16 protein-coding genes, 1 tRNA gene and 2 pseudogenes are annotated in these 14,962 nt (G+C 62.4%); 10 read left to right on the plus strand and 9 right to left on the minus strand.

Annotated elements, in window-relative coordinates; all coding sequences use genetic code 11:
• Positions 1–8: 8 nt before the first annotated feature.
• The 7 genes from G8760_RS19550 to G8760_RS19580 all read left to right on the plus strand — a co-directional run bounded on the left by G8760_RS19550 (position 9) and on the right by G8760_RS19580 (position 5,643).
• On the plus strand, positions 9–1,322 hold the full coding sequence (locus tag G8760_RS19550) for a hypothetical protein (RefSeq protein WP_166354285.1): 1,314 nt from the start codon (positions 9–11) through the stop codon (positions 1,320–1,322).
• 207 nt (positions 1,323–1,529) lie between these two features.
• Positions 1,530–1,946 (plus strand): GntR family transcriptional regulator, encoded by a 417-nt coding sequence (locus tag G8760_RS19555; protein WP_166354287.1) that lies wholly within the window; start codon positions 1,530–1,532, stop codon positions 1,944–1,946.
• Entirely contained in the window at positions 1,943–2,824 is an 882-nt protein-coding gene (locus G8760_RS19560; RefSeq protein ID WP_166354289.1) for an ABC transporter ATP-binding protein, read from the plus strand. Before G8760_RS19555 ends, G8760_RS19560 begins: the two co-directional genes overlap by 4 nt.
• The gene (locus G8760_RS19565) at positions 2,821–3,576 is read left to right on the plus strand and encodes a hypothetical protein (RefSeq protein ID WP_166354291.1); all 756 of its coding nucleotides are present in this window, start codon (positions 2,821–2,823) and stop codon (positions 3,574–3,576) included. The genes G8760_RS19560 and G8760_RS19565 overlap by 4 nt, the downstream gene beginning before the upstream one ends.
• A 57-nt stretch (positions 3,577–3,633) precedes the next feature.
• Positions 3,634–4,566, plus strand: coding sequence for an ABC transporter ATP-binding protein (locus G8760_RS19570; protein WP_166354293.1), 933 nt, complete (start codon positions 3,634–3,636; stop codon positions 4,564–4,566).
• Between the two features lie 5 nt (positions 4,567–4,571).
• Positions 4,572–5,363: an ABC transporter permease gene (locus G8760_RS19575; RefSeq protein WP_207782527.1), complete on the plus strand. Its 792-nt coding sequence runs from the start codon at positions 4,572–4,574 to the stop codon at positions 5,361–5,363.
• 206 nt (positions 5,364–5,569) lie between these two features.
• Positions 5,570–5,643: transfer RNA gene (locus G8760_RS19580), tRNA-Pro, on the plus strand.
• Between the two features lie 41 nt (positions 5,644–5,684).
• On the opposite strand, the gene G8760_RS19585 is transcribed toward G8760_RS19580, so the two are convergent.
• The 4 genes from G8760_RS19585 to G8760_RS19595 form a co-directional block, all read right to left on the minus strand.
• On the minus strand, positions 5,685–6,905 hold the full coding sequence (locus tag G8760_RS19585) for a tyrosine-type recombinase/integrase (protein ID WP_166354298.1): 1,221 nt from the start codon (positions 6,903–6,905) through the stop codon (positions 5,685–5,687).
• A complete protein-coding gene (locus G8760_RS30620) occupies positions 6,905–7,027 on the minus strand; it encodes a hypothetical protein (RefSeq protein WP_281355171.1) in 123 nt (40 codons plus the stop codon). Before G8760_RS30620 ends, G8760_RS19585 begins: the two co-directional genes overlap by 1 nt.
• A gap of 1,098 nt (positions 7,028–8,125) precedes the next feature.
• The gene (locus G8760_RS19590) at positions 8,126–9,346 is read right to left on the minus strand and encodes a chymotrypsin family serine protease (RefSeq protein WP_166354300.1); all 1,221 of its coding nucleotides are present in this window, start codon (positions 9,344–9,346) and stop codon (positions 8,126–8,128) included.
• Positions 9,347–9,497: 151 nt separating this feature from the next.
• Complete coding sequence (locus G8760_RS19595; protein WP_166354302.1) at positions 9,498–11,069, minus strand: IS1634 family transposase; 1,572 nt, start codon at positions 11,067–11,069, stop codon at positions 9,498–9,500.
• 194 nt (positions 11,070–11,263) lie between these two features.
• Between G8760_RS19595 and G8760_RS19600 the strand changes: the two genes are divergently transcribed.
• Complete coding sequence (locus tag G8760_RS19600) at positions 11,264–11,545, plus strand: nucleotidyl transferase AbiEii/AbiGii toxin family protein (protein ID WP_166354304.1); 282 nt, start codon at positions 11,264–11,266, stop codon at positions 11,543–11,545.
• Positions 11,502–11,876: a nucleotidyl transferase AbiEii/AbiGii toxin family protein gene (locus tag G8760_RS19605; protein ID WP_166354305.1), complete on the plus strand. Its 375-nt coding sequence runs from the start codon at positions 11,502–11,504 to the stop codon at positions 11,874–11,876. The genes G8760_RS19600 and G8760_RS19605 overlap by 44 nt, the downstream gene beginning before the upstream one ends.
• Before the next feature lie 508 nt (positions 11,877–12,384).
• On the opposite strand, the pseudogene G8760_RS30920 reads toward G8760_RS19605, so the two are convergent.
• From G8760_RS30920 to G8760_RS30925, 3 genes and pseudogenes are all read right to left on the minus strand, one after another.
• Positions 12,385–12,705, minus strand: a pseudogene (locus G8760_RS30920) (hypothetical protein); the annotation flags it as partial.
• A gap of 49 nt (positions 12,706–12,754) precedes the next feature.
• Positions 12,755–13,087 (minus strand): DUF6112 family protein, encoded by a 333-nt coding sequence (locus G8760_RS19615; protein ID WP_246222621.1) that lies wholly within the window; start codon positions 13,085–13,087, stop codon positions 12,755–12,757.
• Between the two features lie 95 nt (positions 13,088–13,182).
• Positions 13,183–13,284, minus strand: a pseudogene (locus tag G8760_RS30925) (DUF6112 family protein); the annotation flags it as partial.
• Between the two features lie 412 nt (positions 13,285–13,696).
• Between G8760_RS30925 and G8760_RS31185 the strand changes: the two are divergent.
• Complete coding sequence (locus G8760_RS31185) at positions 13,697–14,203, plus strand: AAA family ATPase (RefSeq protein WP_425502363.1); 507 nt, start codon at positions 13,697–13,699, stop codon at positions 14,201–14,203.
• 48 nt (positions 14,204–14,251) lie between these two features.
• On the opposite strand, the gene G8760_RS19625 is transcribed toward G8760_RS31185, so the two are convergent.
• Positions 14,252–14,506, minus strand: a complete 255-nt coding sequence (locus G8760_RS19625; protein ID WP_166354312.1) for a hypothetical protein — start codon at positions 14,504–14,506, stop codon at positions 14,252–14,254.
• Positions 14,507–14,842 carry a DUF6247 family protein gene (locus tag G8760_RS19630; protein WP_166354314.1) on the minus strand — a complete coding sequence of 112 codons (336 nt, stop codon included), beginning with the start codon at positions 14,840–14,842 and terminating at the stop codon, positions 14,507–14,509.
• Between the last annotated feature and the right edge of the window lie 120 nt (positions 14,843–14,962).

Raw genomic sequence — 14,962 nt, forward strand, 5'->3', positions numbered from 1 at the left:
GGCGCGCGGTGTTCGGCAAACGGTCGAAGAGGAGACAACAGCAGAGTCGGCAGGCGCTCGAGGCCGGAACGGAGGCGTTGTCGCGTGGCGATATCGGCGGTGCCATCCACCATCACCGCGTAGCCGCGGATGCGGTACGCGAACGGATGGCTGCTGAGCCGGCCGACGCCCACCATCCGTTGGAGCTGGGGAGCGTTCTCTCCATGCTCGGTGAGCTGTTGATGGAGGCCGGCGCATGGGGCGACGCGGTGGACGCGCTCGACGAGGCGCATGAACACCTGGTGGCGGCCGACGCGGATCAGCCACAGGTGGCGGATGTGCGGATGCGGCGTGCCCGGGCGCACACCCAGCTGGGTCATCGCGCGTCCGCCCTGGTCGACGCCCAAGCGGCGGTGGTCGTCTACCAGGAGCACTGCACCGAGGACGACGTCGATCCGTTGGCGCTCGACCTCGCGCGGGTGCTGGCACAGTGCTCATTGGTGACGCTGACTTATGGCGACCCAGACGCGGCGGCGGCCGCGGCGGACCACTCGATCCGGATCTACCTGGAGCGTTCGGACGAGGCCAACGCCGATGCGTCCACGCGTGCCCTGCACGGGGCGATGTTCCGCCTGGCCGCAGAGGTGTCTGAGTCGATCCACCACGCGTACGGGCGGACGGAGATCGCCGAGGCCGCAGGTGGCCTGGCGGCTCAGGTCAGGGAGGCGAGCACGGCGGCCGCCCGCGCGTCCGGCGATCCGGCGGCGACGGCAGAACGGCTGAACTTGCCCGGCCCGGACCACATCCGGGCCAACCTGACGTTGGCGGAGGCCCTCGACCGAGTCGGTGAACACCAACTTCGGGGGCTGTTGACCAAGCCGGCGCAGGACGGTGCGATCGTCACGGCCGCCGACCGGATCTCGATCGAGCTCGCGCCCGGCATCGGTGCCCATCTGGCCGAGATCGTGGACCGGGTCATCGACCACGACGAGTGGACGGCGATGCGGATCGCGTTGGAGGCGCACGCGTTGCTCGCGTTGGCCTCGGAGGAGGGCGTCTCGCAGCTGCGCCTCCAGCTCGCCGAGTTTGGTGTGCCGTGGGCACGGATGCTGATGCGGTGCTCGCGCGCGACGGAGATCGCCGGGTTTCGAGGCTGTGCGCTGGACTTCGCCGGCTGGATGGCGGCCGTCGTGAGTGGGCTCATGCCACACGCGATGGTGGATCAGGACGTGCGCCTGGAGGCGTTGCATTGTCTTAGCTGGCACGCCGAGCTGCTGACCAGCGCCGGCGACGTGGAGGGTGCGCAGCACGCCCAGGCTGCCGCGGCTCAGCTCTCCGTTTAGTGCACCGCCCACTTAGCCTCCATCGTTAGCTAGTTCGTCCACGGCTGTTGAGGCCGTTCCAACGCCGACGTGTGGTCACTACGCGGCCGATCAGGCGACAACCGCGGCAGCGTTGCGTACTAGAGCCCCCTTGGTGCTATGGTTCATTAGTCAAGTAATGAACCGAGTAACTAGCGGTTCGAGGCGAGCCTCGCAGAAGGGGGTGTCATGTTCGACGATCGGAGCCCGATCTACTACCAGATCGCGGAGGCCATCAAGAACGACATCCTCAGCGGTGCGCTAGGAGCGGACGATCAAGTCATGTCCACCAACCAGTACGCGGCCTTCTACCGGATCAATCCGGCCACCGCGGCCAAGGGTTTCGCCCAATTGGTCGATGAGGGTGTGCTCTACAAGCGGCGGGGGATCGGCATGTTCGTCAGCCCGGACGCACGGCAGCGACTGCTGACCGAACGCCGGGAACGGTTCTTCGCCGAGGTCGTCGACCCGATGGTCGACGAGGCGCGGGTCATCGGTATTCCGCTCGAGGAGATCGTCGACCGCATCCAGGCCGGCCCGCAGCACAACGGCGAGGAGACCACGGGCACCCAGGTGCCGGAGGACACACGGGGAGGAGCGCAGTGACGCATGGCATCGATGTCCGCAACCTGACCGCCAGGTTCGGCGACGTGGTCGCTCTCGACAATCTGTCGTTCAGCCTCACCGGCGGCAAGATCTACGGCCTGCTCGGCCGCAACGGCTCGGGCAAGACGACCCTGCTGTCGATCATCGCGGCCTTTCGCGCGGCGGACGACGGGATTGTGCTGGTTGACGGTCGGGAGCCGTTCGAGAACGGCCGGGTCACCGAGCAGGTCTGTTTGATCCGCGAGGCCGGGAACGTCGTGGACGGGGCAAAGGTGCAAGACGTGCTGAAGATGTCGTCGAACTTCCGGCCGCATTGGGATGCCGAGTATGCCGAGCGCCTCGCCGACATGTTCGAACTGCCGATGAAGAAGAAGGTCAGCTCGTTGTCGCGGGGACAGCAGTCCGCGGTCGGGATCACCGTTGGGATGGCCACCAGGGCACCGGTGACCATGTTCGACGAGTCCTACCTCGGCCTGGATGCGCCGTCGCGCTACGCCTTCTACGACGAGCTGCTGCGGGACTACATGGAGCAGCCGCGGACCATCATCATGTCCACCCACCTGATCGAAGAGGTGTCGAGGCTGTTCGAGGAAGTCCTGATTCTCGATCAAGGCCGGCTGGTGGCCCACGATGAGACGGACACGCTGCTCCGGCGTGGCATGAGCGTCACAGGCCCGGCATCCAGCGTCGACGAGTTCACCTCGGGCCTGACCGTCCTGAACCACCAGCAGCTGGGTGGGACGAAATCGACCACGGTGTTCGGTCAGATCGACGAAGACAAGCGAGCCAAGGCGCGCGCCGCCGGGGTCGAACTGGGTCCCGTCGGACTACAGGACCTCTTCATCCACCTGACCAACGGCGGAGGAGAGCAGCGATGATGACAACACTCGTGGCAACCCGCCGCCGCTACCGGCGTGAACTGCGGTGTGCGCGTGAACTCGGCCAGTTCATGACCTACGTGACGTTGGGGTTCCTGCTGGTCATCGTCTTGATCTTCATCGCCTTCGGTGTCTTCCAGGCCATTGTTGACGGCATGGGCGACGACGGCGCGTGGGCGAGCGTCTGGGAGTTCTCGGAGCAGCCGATGAGGTACTTCCCGATGTCTATCGGAGTCATGCTGGTGCCCGCGCTGCTACCTGCCTACGTGGCGAACGGCGTCACCCGGCGAGAGTTCACCGTTGGCGCCGCTTTGATGATCACTGGTGCGACGTTAGGCCTGGCCGTCGTAGGGGCGATTGGTCTCGTCGTTGAGAAGTGGGCCTACAGCTGGGCCGGGCACGTACCCACCTATACCTTCCCGCACCTGTTCGACGGCCCGGAGAACGTCGTGGCGGTCGTCGGCGAGTTCGCCATCCTCATCTCGAGCCACATGGTGGCCGGATGGCTGATCGGCTACACCTATTACCGCTACGGCGGCTGGATCGGCACGTTCCTCCTGCCGCTCACCGTGCTCCCGGCCCTGGCCGTCGAGGCCCTGACGTCGGTCTCCTGGATCGGCGGCTTGCTGATGGACAACACCGGCTACGAACGGCTGCCGCTCCCATTCGTGATACCCGCTGTTCTGGCGATCATGGCCGGAGCGGTGTTCCTCATCTACTTCCTGACCCGGCGTCTGGCCATCAAACAATAAACGGCCTCATGGCCTCTGAATACGACGAAGTAACTACGACGACGCAAGGGGATAACGATGACCATCATCGAGGTCGAGAACCTGCACAAGCGCTATGGGGAACACGTCGCCGTCGACGACGTCTCGTTCTCCGTAGACAAGGGCGAGATATTCGGCATCCTTGGACCTAACGGAGCCGGCAAAACCACCTCCGTGGAATGTATCGAAGGACTACGCCAGCCTGACGGAGGCACGGTACGCGTGTTTGGCCTGGATCCGGCACGTGACCGAACAGCACTCACTCAGCGTCTCGGGGCGCAGCTGCAGGAGAGCGCTCTGCAGGAGAAACTCAAGGTCGCTGAGGCGATCGACCTTTATTCCTCGTTCTACGAGAACCCGGCAGACGGAGACGAACTGATAGAGCTCCTCGGGCTCGCAAGTAAACGCGACACCCAATACCGGAAGCTCTCCGGTGGTCAGAAGCAGCGCCTGTCGATCGCGCTGGCGTTGGTCGGCAACCCGGAAATCGCCGTGCTCGACGAGCTGACAACGGGCCTGGACCCGCAGGCACGCCGCGACACCTGGGCGCTGATCGAAAGCGTCCGTGACCGCGGGGTGAGCATCGTGCTGGTGACGCACTTCATGGACGAAGCGGAGCGGCTGTGCGATCGCCTGGCGCTGATCGACCGGGGCCGCGTCGTCGCAATAGACACGCCCGACGGTCTGGTTCAGCAGGTAGGCGGCGAGCAGAAGATCCGGTTCCGGCCATCGTCGCGTCTCGACGAATCCGTACTGGCCGCTGTACCCGGCGTCAGCAGTGTGACGTGGGACGGCGACTACCTTGTGGTCGCCGGCGCCGGCGACGTCGTGCCGCTGGTTGTCACCGCGTTGAACAACGCACAGGTGGCGCCGATCGACATGCGGGTGGACCAGGCCAATCTCGAAGATGCCTTCGTCGCGCTGACCGGGTGGCAATTCGACGCGGCAGACCAGCAGAAAGATCAGGGGTGAACACGATGTCCACGACCACAGCGCAACACACAGCGAGCAAGATCCGTTACCCGTCCATCCTCACCAAGGTCACAGCGGTTGAGTCGAAGCTCTTGCTGCGCGACCCGGCGACGATCTTTTTCGGGCTGATCTTTCCGACGCTGCTGCTCGTCGGTCTCGGTTCGCTCATGCCGGATTTCCGGGAGGCGGATCCCGATCTGGGCGGGTTGCGCCCGGTCGACGTGTATGCGCCAGTAGCTTTGACGCTGGCCATCGTCACCGTCGCCATAGCTATCCTTCCCGCCTACCTGGCCGCCTACCGGGCCGAAGGCGTGTTGCGACGGCTTGCGACCACCCCGGCGCCACCCTCTGTACTGCTGAACGCGCAGCTGATCGTGAACATGGTCATCCTGGTCATCGGCTCGGCAGTGGCCATCGCCGCAGCCCTGCTGGTCCTCGATGTGGAACGGCCGGGGAACATCGGTGGCTCGCTCGTGGCCTTCGCCGCTGGAACCGTCGCGTGCTTTTCTGTGGGGTTGCTGATCAGCGCTCTCGCGAAGAACGGCAAGGCCGCCAATGCCATCGGCATGAGCACGTACTTCCCGTTGCTGTTCTTCGCAGGTGTCTGGACGCCCGGCGACACGATGCCGTCGGGTGTGCGGGCCATCGCCGACTTCACGCCCACCGGCGCGGCCGTCGAGGCGTTGTCCGAAGCCTGGATTCATGGCGGTTGGCCGAGTGCGCTGCACCTGGCCGTGCTGGTCGCATGGGCCGTCGTCGTTGGCTTCATTGCCGCCCGTACCTTCCGCTGGGAGTGAGGGGCCTCCTCACCACCTCACCCCGCCCCGCCGGTCCGCCATCACTCGCCGCACCCGCGTTGATCATGGGCACGTGCCGCCTTTTCGGCGTCCAATAGGCGGCACATGCCCATGATCAACGGCAGGGCGGGGGCCGCGGCTCCGCTTCGCGGTGGCCGGCCGTGCTGGTGTAGAGTTCTCGATGGTCCCGGCGATACGTCGGGCCGCGGGCTGTGGCGCAGCTTGGTAGCGCACTTGACTGGGGGTCAAGGGGTCGCAGGTTCAAATCCTGTCAGCCCGACGTTCTGAAATTGCCTCGCTGGCACAGGTCAGCGGGGCAATTCACATCTCTGGGGTCTCACTCTTGATCAGTCGCAGCCCTGGCTGTTGGGGACCAGATGGGGACCACCAAGTAGAGAACGCGTCGCCTGCAGCGGCTAGTGCTCGATGGTCGGGATGTAGATAGCGCGATGTCACGGCAGGATCTCGGTGGCCAGCGACGCGTTGCAGGATATGGAGATCAATGCCCGCATCTGCCATCCAGGTCAGCGCCGTGTGCCGAAGGCCGTGACGTACGAGTGCCGGGTAGCCGAGTTCAGTGACCACGGTGTCCCAGTCGGTGGCGTCGCGCAGGGTTGCTGTGGTGATGGTGCCACCCCGAGGTCCGTGCACGAGGCGGTCTTCGGCGGTGCGGCCTCGTGTCAGCCGTTCGAGGGTCGGGACTAACGGCGTGATGATGGGTACTTGCCTTCGTCTGCGGCCTTTGGTCGGTTTGGTCACTAACCCACCACGGCCGGGATAGGTTTGGCGTTCAATGTTGATGAGCATTTGTTTCCAGTCGATATCGCCGACGCGTAGTCCCGCAATTTCGCTGATCCTTGCTGCGGTGGTGGCCAGCAAGGTCGCCGTGTCGCCCCAGCTTTGGTGGTGACCTTTTTCGATGAGGGCCGCGACAAGCCGGTCAAGATCGGTCGTGTCGCGCAGTGCGAGATCGCGTGGATTGGGCGGTTCACTGTCATGCTGCGCCGATCTGCCGACGTTCGTCCGTCGGGCCCGATCCTTGGCGGGGTTTCGATCGATCAGTCCGTCGCGTACTGCTTGATCGAGTACAAGCACGAGAGGGGCGATGGAGTTCTTCACTGTGGAGCGACCGTGTTGCTGTTCCCATTCATCGATGGCGCGATCAACGAGCCCGGCGGTGATCATGGCGACCGGCAGGTGTCCAAGCGTCGGCATCACACGCAGCCGCAAACCTGCCGAATACGGGTCATAGGTTGACGTTGAGTCGATCCCACGTGCCCACCGGTCACCGATGCTCTCCACGTAATCTGAGAGGCTTTGACCCGGATCAATTCCCGTTGTTGCTGTACGGCGCATGCGCTCGATCCAAGCCGCGGCGTCGCCCCGTGTCTCGTGCACACGCTTCGTGCCGTCGCGTCTGCCGCTCACCGGATCAGTCCAACGCACCCTCGCTTTGAAGACCGTTCCCTCGACCCGCGTGACCTCTTCGACATCGACTGTAAGTCGCACCCCCAGCGGGGGCAGCTTTTCCGAACGTGCCATCACACCGCCCGACCCGACAGGTTCTCGGCGATCCACGTTTCGAGGCCATCGGCGGGGTAGCGGTAGACGCTGCCGATCTTGAGGTACCGCGGCCCGACACCGTCGAGCCGCCAACGCCTCATCGGACAGACCCAGCGACGGGATTGCACCGACGGAAAACAGATACTCACCCCCGACAGGGTCTGGTGTTGAAGCGTGGGCCCGGCCGTTTAACGCGGCGCCTGTGAGGCGACTGATGCGCTGATTTATGCTGTGCCGCGTAGACGCTGCCATGGATCAGCGAGATGATTTGCGCCAAGCACCCCTGATCGGTGTGCACTGCTGTGCGTCCAGCCGATAGTGAGGTGGAGCAGCAAGGCGGTTAAGGAACCTCGCGGTATGATCGGGAACAGGTAGATTGGCTGTCTATCTCGCGTGCATCGGTAACTTCCGGTGCCTTTCCTGAGAGGTATTTGCGGGGCACGATGCAGCTAGTGGTAGTGCTGCACGTCGACGAAAAGCGCGTCTGGTGTGCCGGGTCGGACACAGCGGGAGCGGCCAATTCCAGGTCACGCAGCAATCCGAAGGCAATATTGAACGCGGTAACCGCCGTCTTGCTGAATAACAGTCCGGACGCAACGTCTCCCCGATCGAAACTCGATCGGGGAGACGCTCCAACGACATCAGTCGTTGGCGAAGTGAACGATAAACCGCGATGCCCTGTTAGCCGGTCAGCGCGCCCGCAAGGAGTTGCTCATCAAGCGTGCCGGTCAACCGTACCAGCGAAGAAATAGTCCTCGGTCAAGCACTCATGGTCCGGGTACTCTGCGTTGAGGTGCCCCGGCTCCATGTAGCCGCCGCCTAGCACGACTGACTCGCCAACCGTCAGCTTTAGACCGGCGACGTCCACGGTCCTGTTGCTCGAGTTCCAGGTTGCAGACGGGAAAACTACGGTCCAAGACTGGGCTCCTGCATCTGATGAGATGACTCGGAGACATCCATCTTCCAGAGCAAGAGTCCCGATGAGTTCGGCCCCGAGCGAGTCGGTGCTGGAAGGTTTATAGGTGAGTAGTGGCCCGTCAGCCTCGACTTCAATCGTATCCTCGCCTGAATCTCGATCTGGCTCGCCTGTTGGTGCAGTGCCACTGCAGCCTGCAAGTAGAAGGAATAAGATTCCTGTCGAAACTGCGTAGCGGAGTTGCATGGATACTCACTAAAGGTAGTTGCGGTTTGTGCGCTAGTTACATCAGTAGGCTAATGCCCAAGTTGAATGCATACTGAATCGGCATGTGAAACATGAAGTTGCAGTTACTGGCTGAGGTTCCTGAGCTTGACTGTCCTTTGTATATGCCATAAGCCGAACCGCCTAGCGCTACGGGACCGCCGCTGTCGCCTCGATAACAGCGCAGTTGTGAGCCGGCTGTGCGAACATACGTGTTGCTGCATGGCCCGTTGCAAATATTATTTCCCGGCGCATAGCTTGTATGATTGACCGTGCCGCAGCTATATCGGGTGGCCTTGCCCCGGTGGCAAACGTATTTGCCACCTTGGTTGCCGCGCATTGTGTACCCTGTTAGTGAAGTCGGGGTGCTGGTGCTGCTCATAAAGAATGAAGGAAAGACGGTCCTTCCGGATATCGAATGCCATTGCACGTCCGCATAGCCGTTGAATAGCTCCGAGCGAAACGTCGTGCTATGCCAGGTACTTGATCCGAAGAGTTGATAGGATTGACTTCTCGAACAGTGTCCTGCTGTTAGGAAGCCGCGGGTTCCAGCAGGGTTTCGCACAGTAAATCCACTTGTGCAGGAGGTCAGGCTCAGCCCTCCACGGTTCCCGTTTTCCGTCGGATCTGCATAACTTTCTATGGCTGTGGGGAGGCCCGTCTTCCGTGAGATGTCGTTCACCGAGGATTCGTGATCAAGAGTTCGCGGGCCGCTGTACTCGAGTATTAGTGTCTCGATCGTCTCATCGTAGTATATTCCATCTAAGTCTGGATGGGATTCGAATATGTCTGGAAGCATTGTTGCGAGATCGCGATTCACGTCGTCAGCTCTTCGGTGGTACCCATGTACCGTTCCGATCTTAATCGGCGAATCAACGATGATTTCGTCTGGAACATCGATTTCGTTGTTGCCGGTGAATCGAGCTACGAGTGCTATGTCGTCCTCGCTGTGCTCTAATCGAATGCTCACGAGCCTTTCTGGGGCCAGGGCCGCTAGTTTGTTCCACGTATCGTCTGCTGCCTCTTGTGCTTGGAGGCGGCGCAGGGCTTCGGTTACCGAAACATCATAGTCGGAAGCATACGATTCTGCGGCTGCGTGCAGGTCGTTATATTCATGTGTCGGCGCATGGGTGATTTCCGAATTGGGCACTTCATTTGTCTCGCCGTTTGCTGAAGTAAGAGCAACTGATGAGATGATTGTCGAACACAATACCGCAGAGACTGCGACAGTTTTTCCCACCATGTTTTGGTATCGCCCCTCCATGTCGGACCTCGTGTCCGACCCCTATGGGGGATAGTACGGTCTGTTAACAAATCTAGTCAAGTGATTTCGGAAGAATTTATCCCGTCTCGCAGCCTAGAACCGAGTGTTCGACCTGAGTTCCACAACTTTAGTACCCGGGGTCGATGCCGAGGGCTGTGAGGATGTGCGTGGCGGTGTCGCTGGTCTGGGGTGTTGCGGTGATCTTGTGTCCGTTGATGTTGATGGTGACATCGCGTAGTGGTCGGAGCGTTTGTATGATCTTGTTCAGGCTCAGGCCGGTGGCTGATTGCATGTAGCGCGCGATGGCTAGTGCGGTGAACACGATGGTCAGGTGCGCTTCGATGGCGTCTCTGACGCGGTGAAAGATCGGCCGGGCGCGCAGGTCACTTTTCGACATTCTGAACGATTGTTCGACGTGCCAGAGCTGGTGGTAGGAGGAGACCACTTCGGCGGCGGGCATGATGCTGGCTTCAATGTTGGTGCAGTATCCCTTCCAGCCGACGAGTTCCATCGCCCGGTCGTAGGTGGCCTGGTCGAACTCCCTGTCTTTGTTCGTCTCCTTGACGAAGCGGGCCTTCTTCGGTTTGGTCTGCCCATCGATGATCGCGATCGCCCGGTTGCGTTGCTTGTTCAGCGTCGATTGATCCTTCAGGGCCCGTTTGCGGCGGTACTGCCACACCGCTCGCCATTGGTCCGGGTGCTCGTGCGGGTCCCAGACCGGCTCGGCCCGTGTCATCGTCCGTTTCGCATCTGGGCGGCCGTGACGCATCGTGACCGTATCCACGGTCTGCCCGTCGTCGTGGTGGGTGCCGTGCCAGCGGAAATGCTTGGCCAAGTCCTGGGGTGCCTTGGTCGCCTTGGACCCGACGATGAACCGCATACCCGCGTCATCGAGAGCCTGAAGGTTGTCGGCCGAGAGCATCCCGGCATCAGCGACGACGACCATGTCAGCAATGTTGTGGCGTTGCTGGAACTCCTTCACCACGGGCACGATCGTGTGGGTCTCGGCCGTATTGCCCTGGTAGGAATGGATCTCTAGCGGAAACCCCGACCGGTCCACCAGGAGCCCCACAATGATCTGCGGATCGACCCGGCGTTGCTTGGAGTAGCCCACCTTGCGGTACTCGTCCTCGTGCTCAGCCTCGAAATGCAACGAGGTGACGTCGTACAAGCACAACGCCAGGCCACTCGTAGCCGCACTATGGGCGAAGCAGGCCTTGGCCACCTGGCCCCGGTAGTCACGGTCCCTGGCACGTTTGAGCGCGTTGAGCAGCGTGTTGTGATGCGCAGCGTCCAACCCGAGCTCGTCCAGCACCCGGATGCTGTCGAGTTTCGACGTCGGCTCCACCAGCCGAGCCAGCACCAGCTGGTAGAACACCTCATCACCGATCGCGTCAGTGAACCCGAGCCGGGCGTACGCGGTCCGGATCGTCTCGGTCAACATCCGGCTGGCCATCGACTCGACCACAGCAGACGCCGCGCCAGCGGTCACAGCCTCCAAGCCAAGATCCAAAGTGCCCTGACCAGGGTTGAGCCGAGCAAGCTCGTCATGGGCAACGAGGAGCAGCGCAGCTAGCTCTGCCTCGGTGTGAGCCGAACCGATGTGCTTGTGGATCTCGGTCCTGCCCCTCACCTTCTCCGCTATCTGCACCGCCGTCGCCCCGGACGCAGTCCTCACTCGACGGATATAGGGACGCACCAGCCCACCATAACCACCCCGATTAGTACCCCGTTCCCGGACGCCACAACTCCCTCACCAGCACAAACACCCGACACAACCCCCAACTAAACGATCAGTTGTGGAACTCAGGGGCGTTCCGCCGTGCTCTGGAGGATCGCCTGAAGGTCCGCGCTGGTGGGGACGGTGCGCGTGTCACGAGGGGCCGCAAGCGTGTGGTGTTCGACCGGTTCTTGGCTCGTCTTGTCGAGGTGGCGGCTGGGGAGTGGGTGCTCAAGGGAGGGCTCGCGCTCGATTTGCGACTGGCGGACCGTGCGCGCTCGACCAAGGATATCGATCTGGCGTGGCGGGGAGACGAGGACGAGTTGCTCGACGTTCTCATCGACGCAGCCGTCTACGATCAGGGTGACTTTTTCACGTTCGCCGTGGAGCGAACCGGCGATCCCGATCGCGGTGCAGGCGGCGGAGAAGCTGCACGCCTACAGCCGTACCTATGAGGGTGGGCGGGTCAGCAGCCGCGCCAAGGACCTTGTCGATCTCGCGCTGATCGCCCACTTGTTTACCCTCGATGCTGACCAGCTGCGGCGAGCGATCGAGGACGAGTTCGCCGCGCGTGCAACCCACAAAAAGCCACAGCACTTGCCGCCATCCCCTGAGCAATGGCGGGAGCCGTTTGGTCAACTGGCGGCGGCTGTCGGGCTCGATCGTGACCTCGATGTTGGCCGCGGTGCCGCAGCGGCGATGTTCGACCCGATCCTCAAGCATCAGATCCAGGCTGGCACATGGAGCCCAGAGACGCAGCAATGGACCAACATCACGACCAGCTGACGCTGCTTGTGCCAAATGCGGGCTCAAGTTGCCGCCAGTATCGAATGGGACGATGCATCGCCACAGGTCAGGTCACCGGTGTCGCGCATGCGGGGACAGCGCCCTGTCAAGGTGCTGGTTTGGAGCTCATGGTGGCGGCGTGAAGCCGGACTGACAGGGGGATTGGCATCGGGGGGAGTGCCGACTCGTCAGCGTCGGAACGAGGGTGTGAACTCGCCCATCGTTTTCCCATCGAATTCGACAGGAAACGATCCACAACGACCCGAAACGACCGGTTATCCTATTCATCATTGGAGTCAGCCGATTCCGATAAAACATGAGGTGACTCGTGGTTTTCCGAGACGACCGGAAATGTCGCCGCGCCGGCGGCGTACTTCAAGGGGTCGCAGGTTCAAATCCTGTCAGCCCGACCGTGTGATGTCTCAGGACATCGAGGACAGCCGGACCTACGATCTTGTAGGTCCGGTTTTCTGTGTTTTGGGTTGTGGGCCTGGGGGCGGCCGGTGCCCAGGACCTGCTCGACGACGGCGGCCGGGGTGGCGGCAGGTGAGGTCTTGGGGCGTCGGGAGCGGGGGGTGAACGCGGCCTCGCCGTCTGCTCGGTAGATCGCGACGCCGAACAGCAGGTTGTACACGGCGATGTACTCACCAGAAGTGACATCCACGCGGGTAGTGGTGTCGAACAGTCCCCAGAGTCCCTCGAACATCCACGCGGCGGCATTCCCGACGGCGTTGGCCACCCATTCTAACGGTGCGCTGACCAGCGTCGCGGCGGCTTCGCCGGCGATGTTGCACACGGTCGAGATCACGGGAACGTCGCAGACCGCCATGACGGCTCCTCCAGGCATCAGGGTTTGGTAGGCACGGGCGACGTGTGGGCTACACGCTCTGGCCGACACCCCAGAAGAAGTTGATCAGCGCCACCGACGCGCCGCAGATGATCGCGGCGCCGCACGAGACGAGCACCCCAGTCTTTCCCCGTCCGGAGAGGTGGGGATTCGACGAGTTCGACCCGAAGCCCCATACGATCGCGCTGACGATGAGCGCCAGAACGGACAGGATCAACCCGATCGTCATGACCGCACCGACGATCCGCCGCAACGCCCGGATACCCGGCAGCCCGCGTTCATTCGGGGTGATGTTGATCTGGGTCGGCGTCGCGTCGGCGATGGAAGTGAGTACCTCGACTGCGGCGTTGAGGGGTTCCAACATGATCAATGACGTTCCTTCGCACCTAGGTGGAAGACGGACTCGTCGTACAGGTGCGCCCACGTTGCCCACCCAGCGGAGGGCGACGCTTGCCAGGACTAGATCGTTGAGCCGAGGTCGATCAGGAAGTTCGTCCACCCAACCGCGGCACCAGCCAAGACGGCAGCGCCAAGAGATACCCACACGCCCGCCCTCGCCCGGGCTACGGACTGAACCGCGTCGCCATCTTGGGGAGGTCATTCTCCCGTACGAGCCCGTAGGGCTCCGGCGGTAGAGGTGTACAAGTCTGCCTTGTTTGTCGGGCGAAGGTAACTCACGTTGTCGGGTAACACTGGATCGTGTTGTCGGGTCAAAAGGGCTCTCATTGTCGGGTAAGATCAGCTCATGTTGTCGGATGGCCATGTTGATCGCCGCCTCCTGACCGTGGTCTCTGGCACTGGAGGAGCAGCCGGCGGTTGCCGTGACGGGGCCGCGGACATCGGGGAAGAGCACTCTAGCCCGTAAGATCGTCGATGGTCTGGGTGGCACGTTGCTTGACCTAGATGATCCAGCGGTGCGCGCCCTAGCCGAGGATGACCCTTCTGCGTTGTGGGCGACCTCGCTGAGCTCGTCGTGGTTGAAGAGTTCCAGCGTGTGCCGCCGGTGCTGTCCGCAATCAAAGCCGAGCTGAACGTCGACCGTCGGCCGGGTCGGTACGTCCTAACAGGTTCGGCGCGACATCAAGTAGTGCCGGAGCTCGCCGACTACCTCACCGGGAGAATCGAGCTGCTGACCTTGTGGCCCTTCGCGATGGCAGAGCTCGAGCCTGGAGCAGCATCGATTGTCGACCGGCTGTTCGATGGATCATTGACCATGCAGCGTCGTGCCACTGCCATCGATCGCAAGGCTCTCGTCGATCTTGTCCTGCGTGGTGGTTGCCCGATCGCTGTCACGCTGGGGCCGCCTGCGCGGGGACGGTGGTCGCGTAACCTGGTCGACCTTGTCGCCGAGGGCAGGAGTCGACGCCGGGTCGACTCTGCGCCCCGAGATCCTGCGGAACTTCCTGCAGCTCAGTGCTGCCAGAACCGCCCAGATACTCAACGTCGCCGAACTCGGTCGAGATGTGGGATTGGAGCGTGACCAGGCCGGCGAGATGCCGAGTTGTCGCATGGAATCGCCGGTTTGGTGTCAGCCAAGCCATTGGATGAGCAGCAGGTGGACTTCTTGTTGTTCCTCATGGATGAGGTAGATGATCTGGCCGGCGTGGTCGGGGCCGAAGGGCCACCACCTCACTGCGCCGTCGGGGTTAGCGTCATGCTGGGGACGGCCGTTCCATGGTGTGAGCTGAAGGACGTCGAGGATCTCAGCGTAGGCAGCCAGTGCTTCGTTGGGGAGTTCGGCGAGTTGGTCGAGTACGGCTGCGTCCGGGATGAGGCGGTACATCTAGGAACTCAAGCGTTGCCGGATGAGTTCGTGCATCTGCTCTGCGGGCACGGCATCGGGGTTGTGGCCGCTGTGGGTGATCTGTTCGGCCTTGGCCAGCACACGGAAGTACGAGCCCGGATCTGTGGTCTCGGTGTAAGCGATGTGCTGCCACTTGCGGAGAAACTCATGCACGCCGGTGAGGTCTTTAGATTGCTTGGCCCGTTCCAGGACGATGTCCCATTCGGTGTCGAACTCGACGGCGACTCGCCAGCTTAGGCGTGCCCGGATAGCTACCGGGTCGGCGGCCGGTGGTGCTGGGTGATCGCCGCGGAGTGGCTCGGCTGGCGTGGTCATATTCCCACGATAGCCCAGCCGGACGTTCTTCTCGCTTGATCTGGGGGTGCTGCACGGATGGGTGACATCTGATTTGGCTTGCCTGTGAGGGCGGTCTAGAAGGATGTCGTTGTGCCCAAG

The organism is Phytoactinopolyspora limicola, assembly GCF_011320225.1.
GTDB classification, from domain to species: domain Bacteria; phylum Actinomycetota; class Actinomycetes; order Jiangellales; family Jiangellaceae; genus Phytoactinopolyspora; species Phytoactinopolyspora limicola.

What these genes read in the sequence shown, in the direction of transcription:
- G8760_RS19570 (WP_166354293.1), top strand. Translation starts at nt 3,634, where the DNA reads ATGACCATCATCGAGGTCGAGAACCTGCACAAGCGCTATGGGGAACAC.
- G8760_RS19575 (WP_207782527.1), top strand. Translation starts at nt 4,572, where the DNA reads ATGTCCACGACCACAGCGCAACACACAGCGAGCAAGATCCGTTACCCG.
- G8760_RS19555 (WP_166354287.1), top strand. Translation starts at nt 1,530, where the DNA reads ATGTTCGACGATCGGAGCCCGATCTACTACCAGATCGCGGAGGCCATC.
- G8760_RS30620 (WP_281355171.1), bottom strand. Translation starts at nt 7,027, where the DNA reads ATGAGGCGTTGGCGGCTCGACGGTGTCGGGCCGCGGTACCTCAAGATC.
- G8760_RS19565 (WP_166354291.1), top strand. Translation starts at nt 2,821, where the DNA reads ATGATGACAACACTCGTGGCAACCCGCCGCCGCTACCGGCGTGAACTG.
- G8760_RS19615 (WP_246222621.1), bottom strand. Translation starts at nt 13,087, where the DNA reads ATGTTGGAACCCCTCAACGCCGCAGTCGAGGTACTCACTTCCATCGCC.
- G8760_RS19630 (WP_166354314.1), bottom strand. Translation starts at nt 14,842, where the DNA reads ATGACCACGCCAGCCGAGCCACTCCGCGGCGATCACCCAGCACCACCG.
- G8760_RS19625 (WP_166354312.1), bottom strand. Translation starts at nt 14,506, where the DNA reads ATGTACCGCCTCATCCCGGACGCAGCCGTACTCGACCAACTCGCCGAA.
- G8760_RS19585 (WP_166354298.1), bottom strand. Translation starts at nt 6,905, where the DNA reads ATGGCACGTTCGGAAAAGCTGCCCCCGCTGGGGGTGCGACTTACAGTC.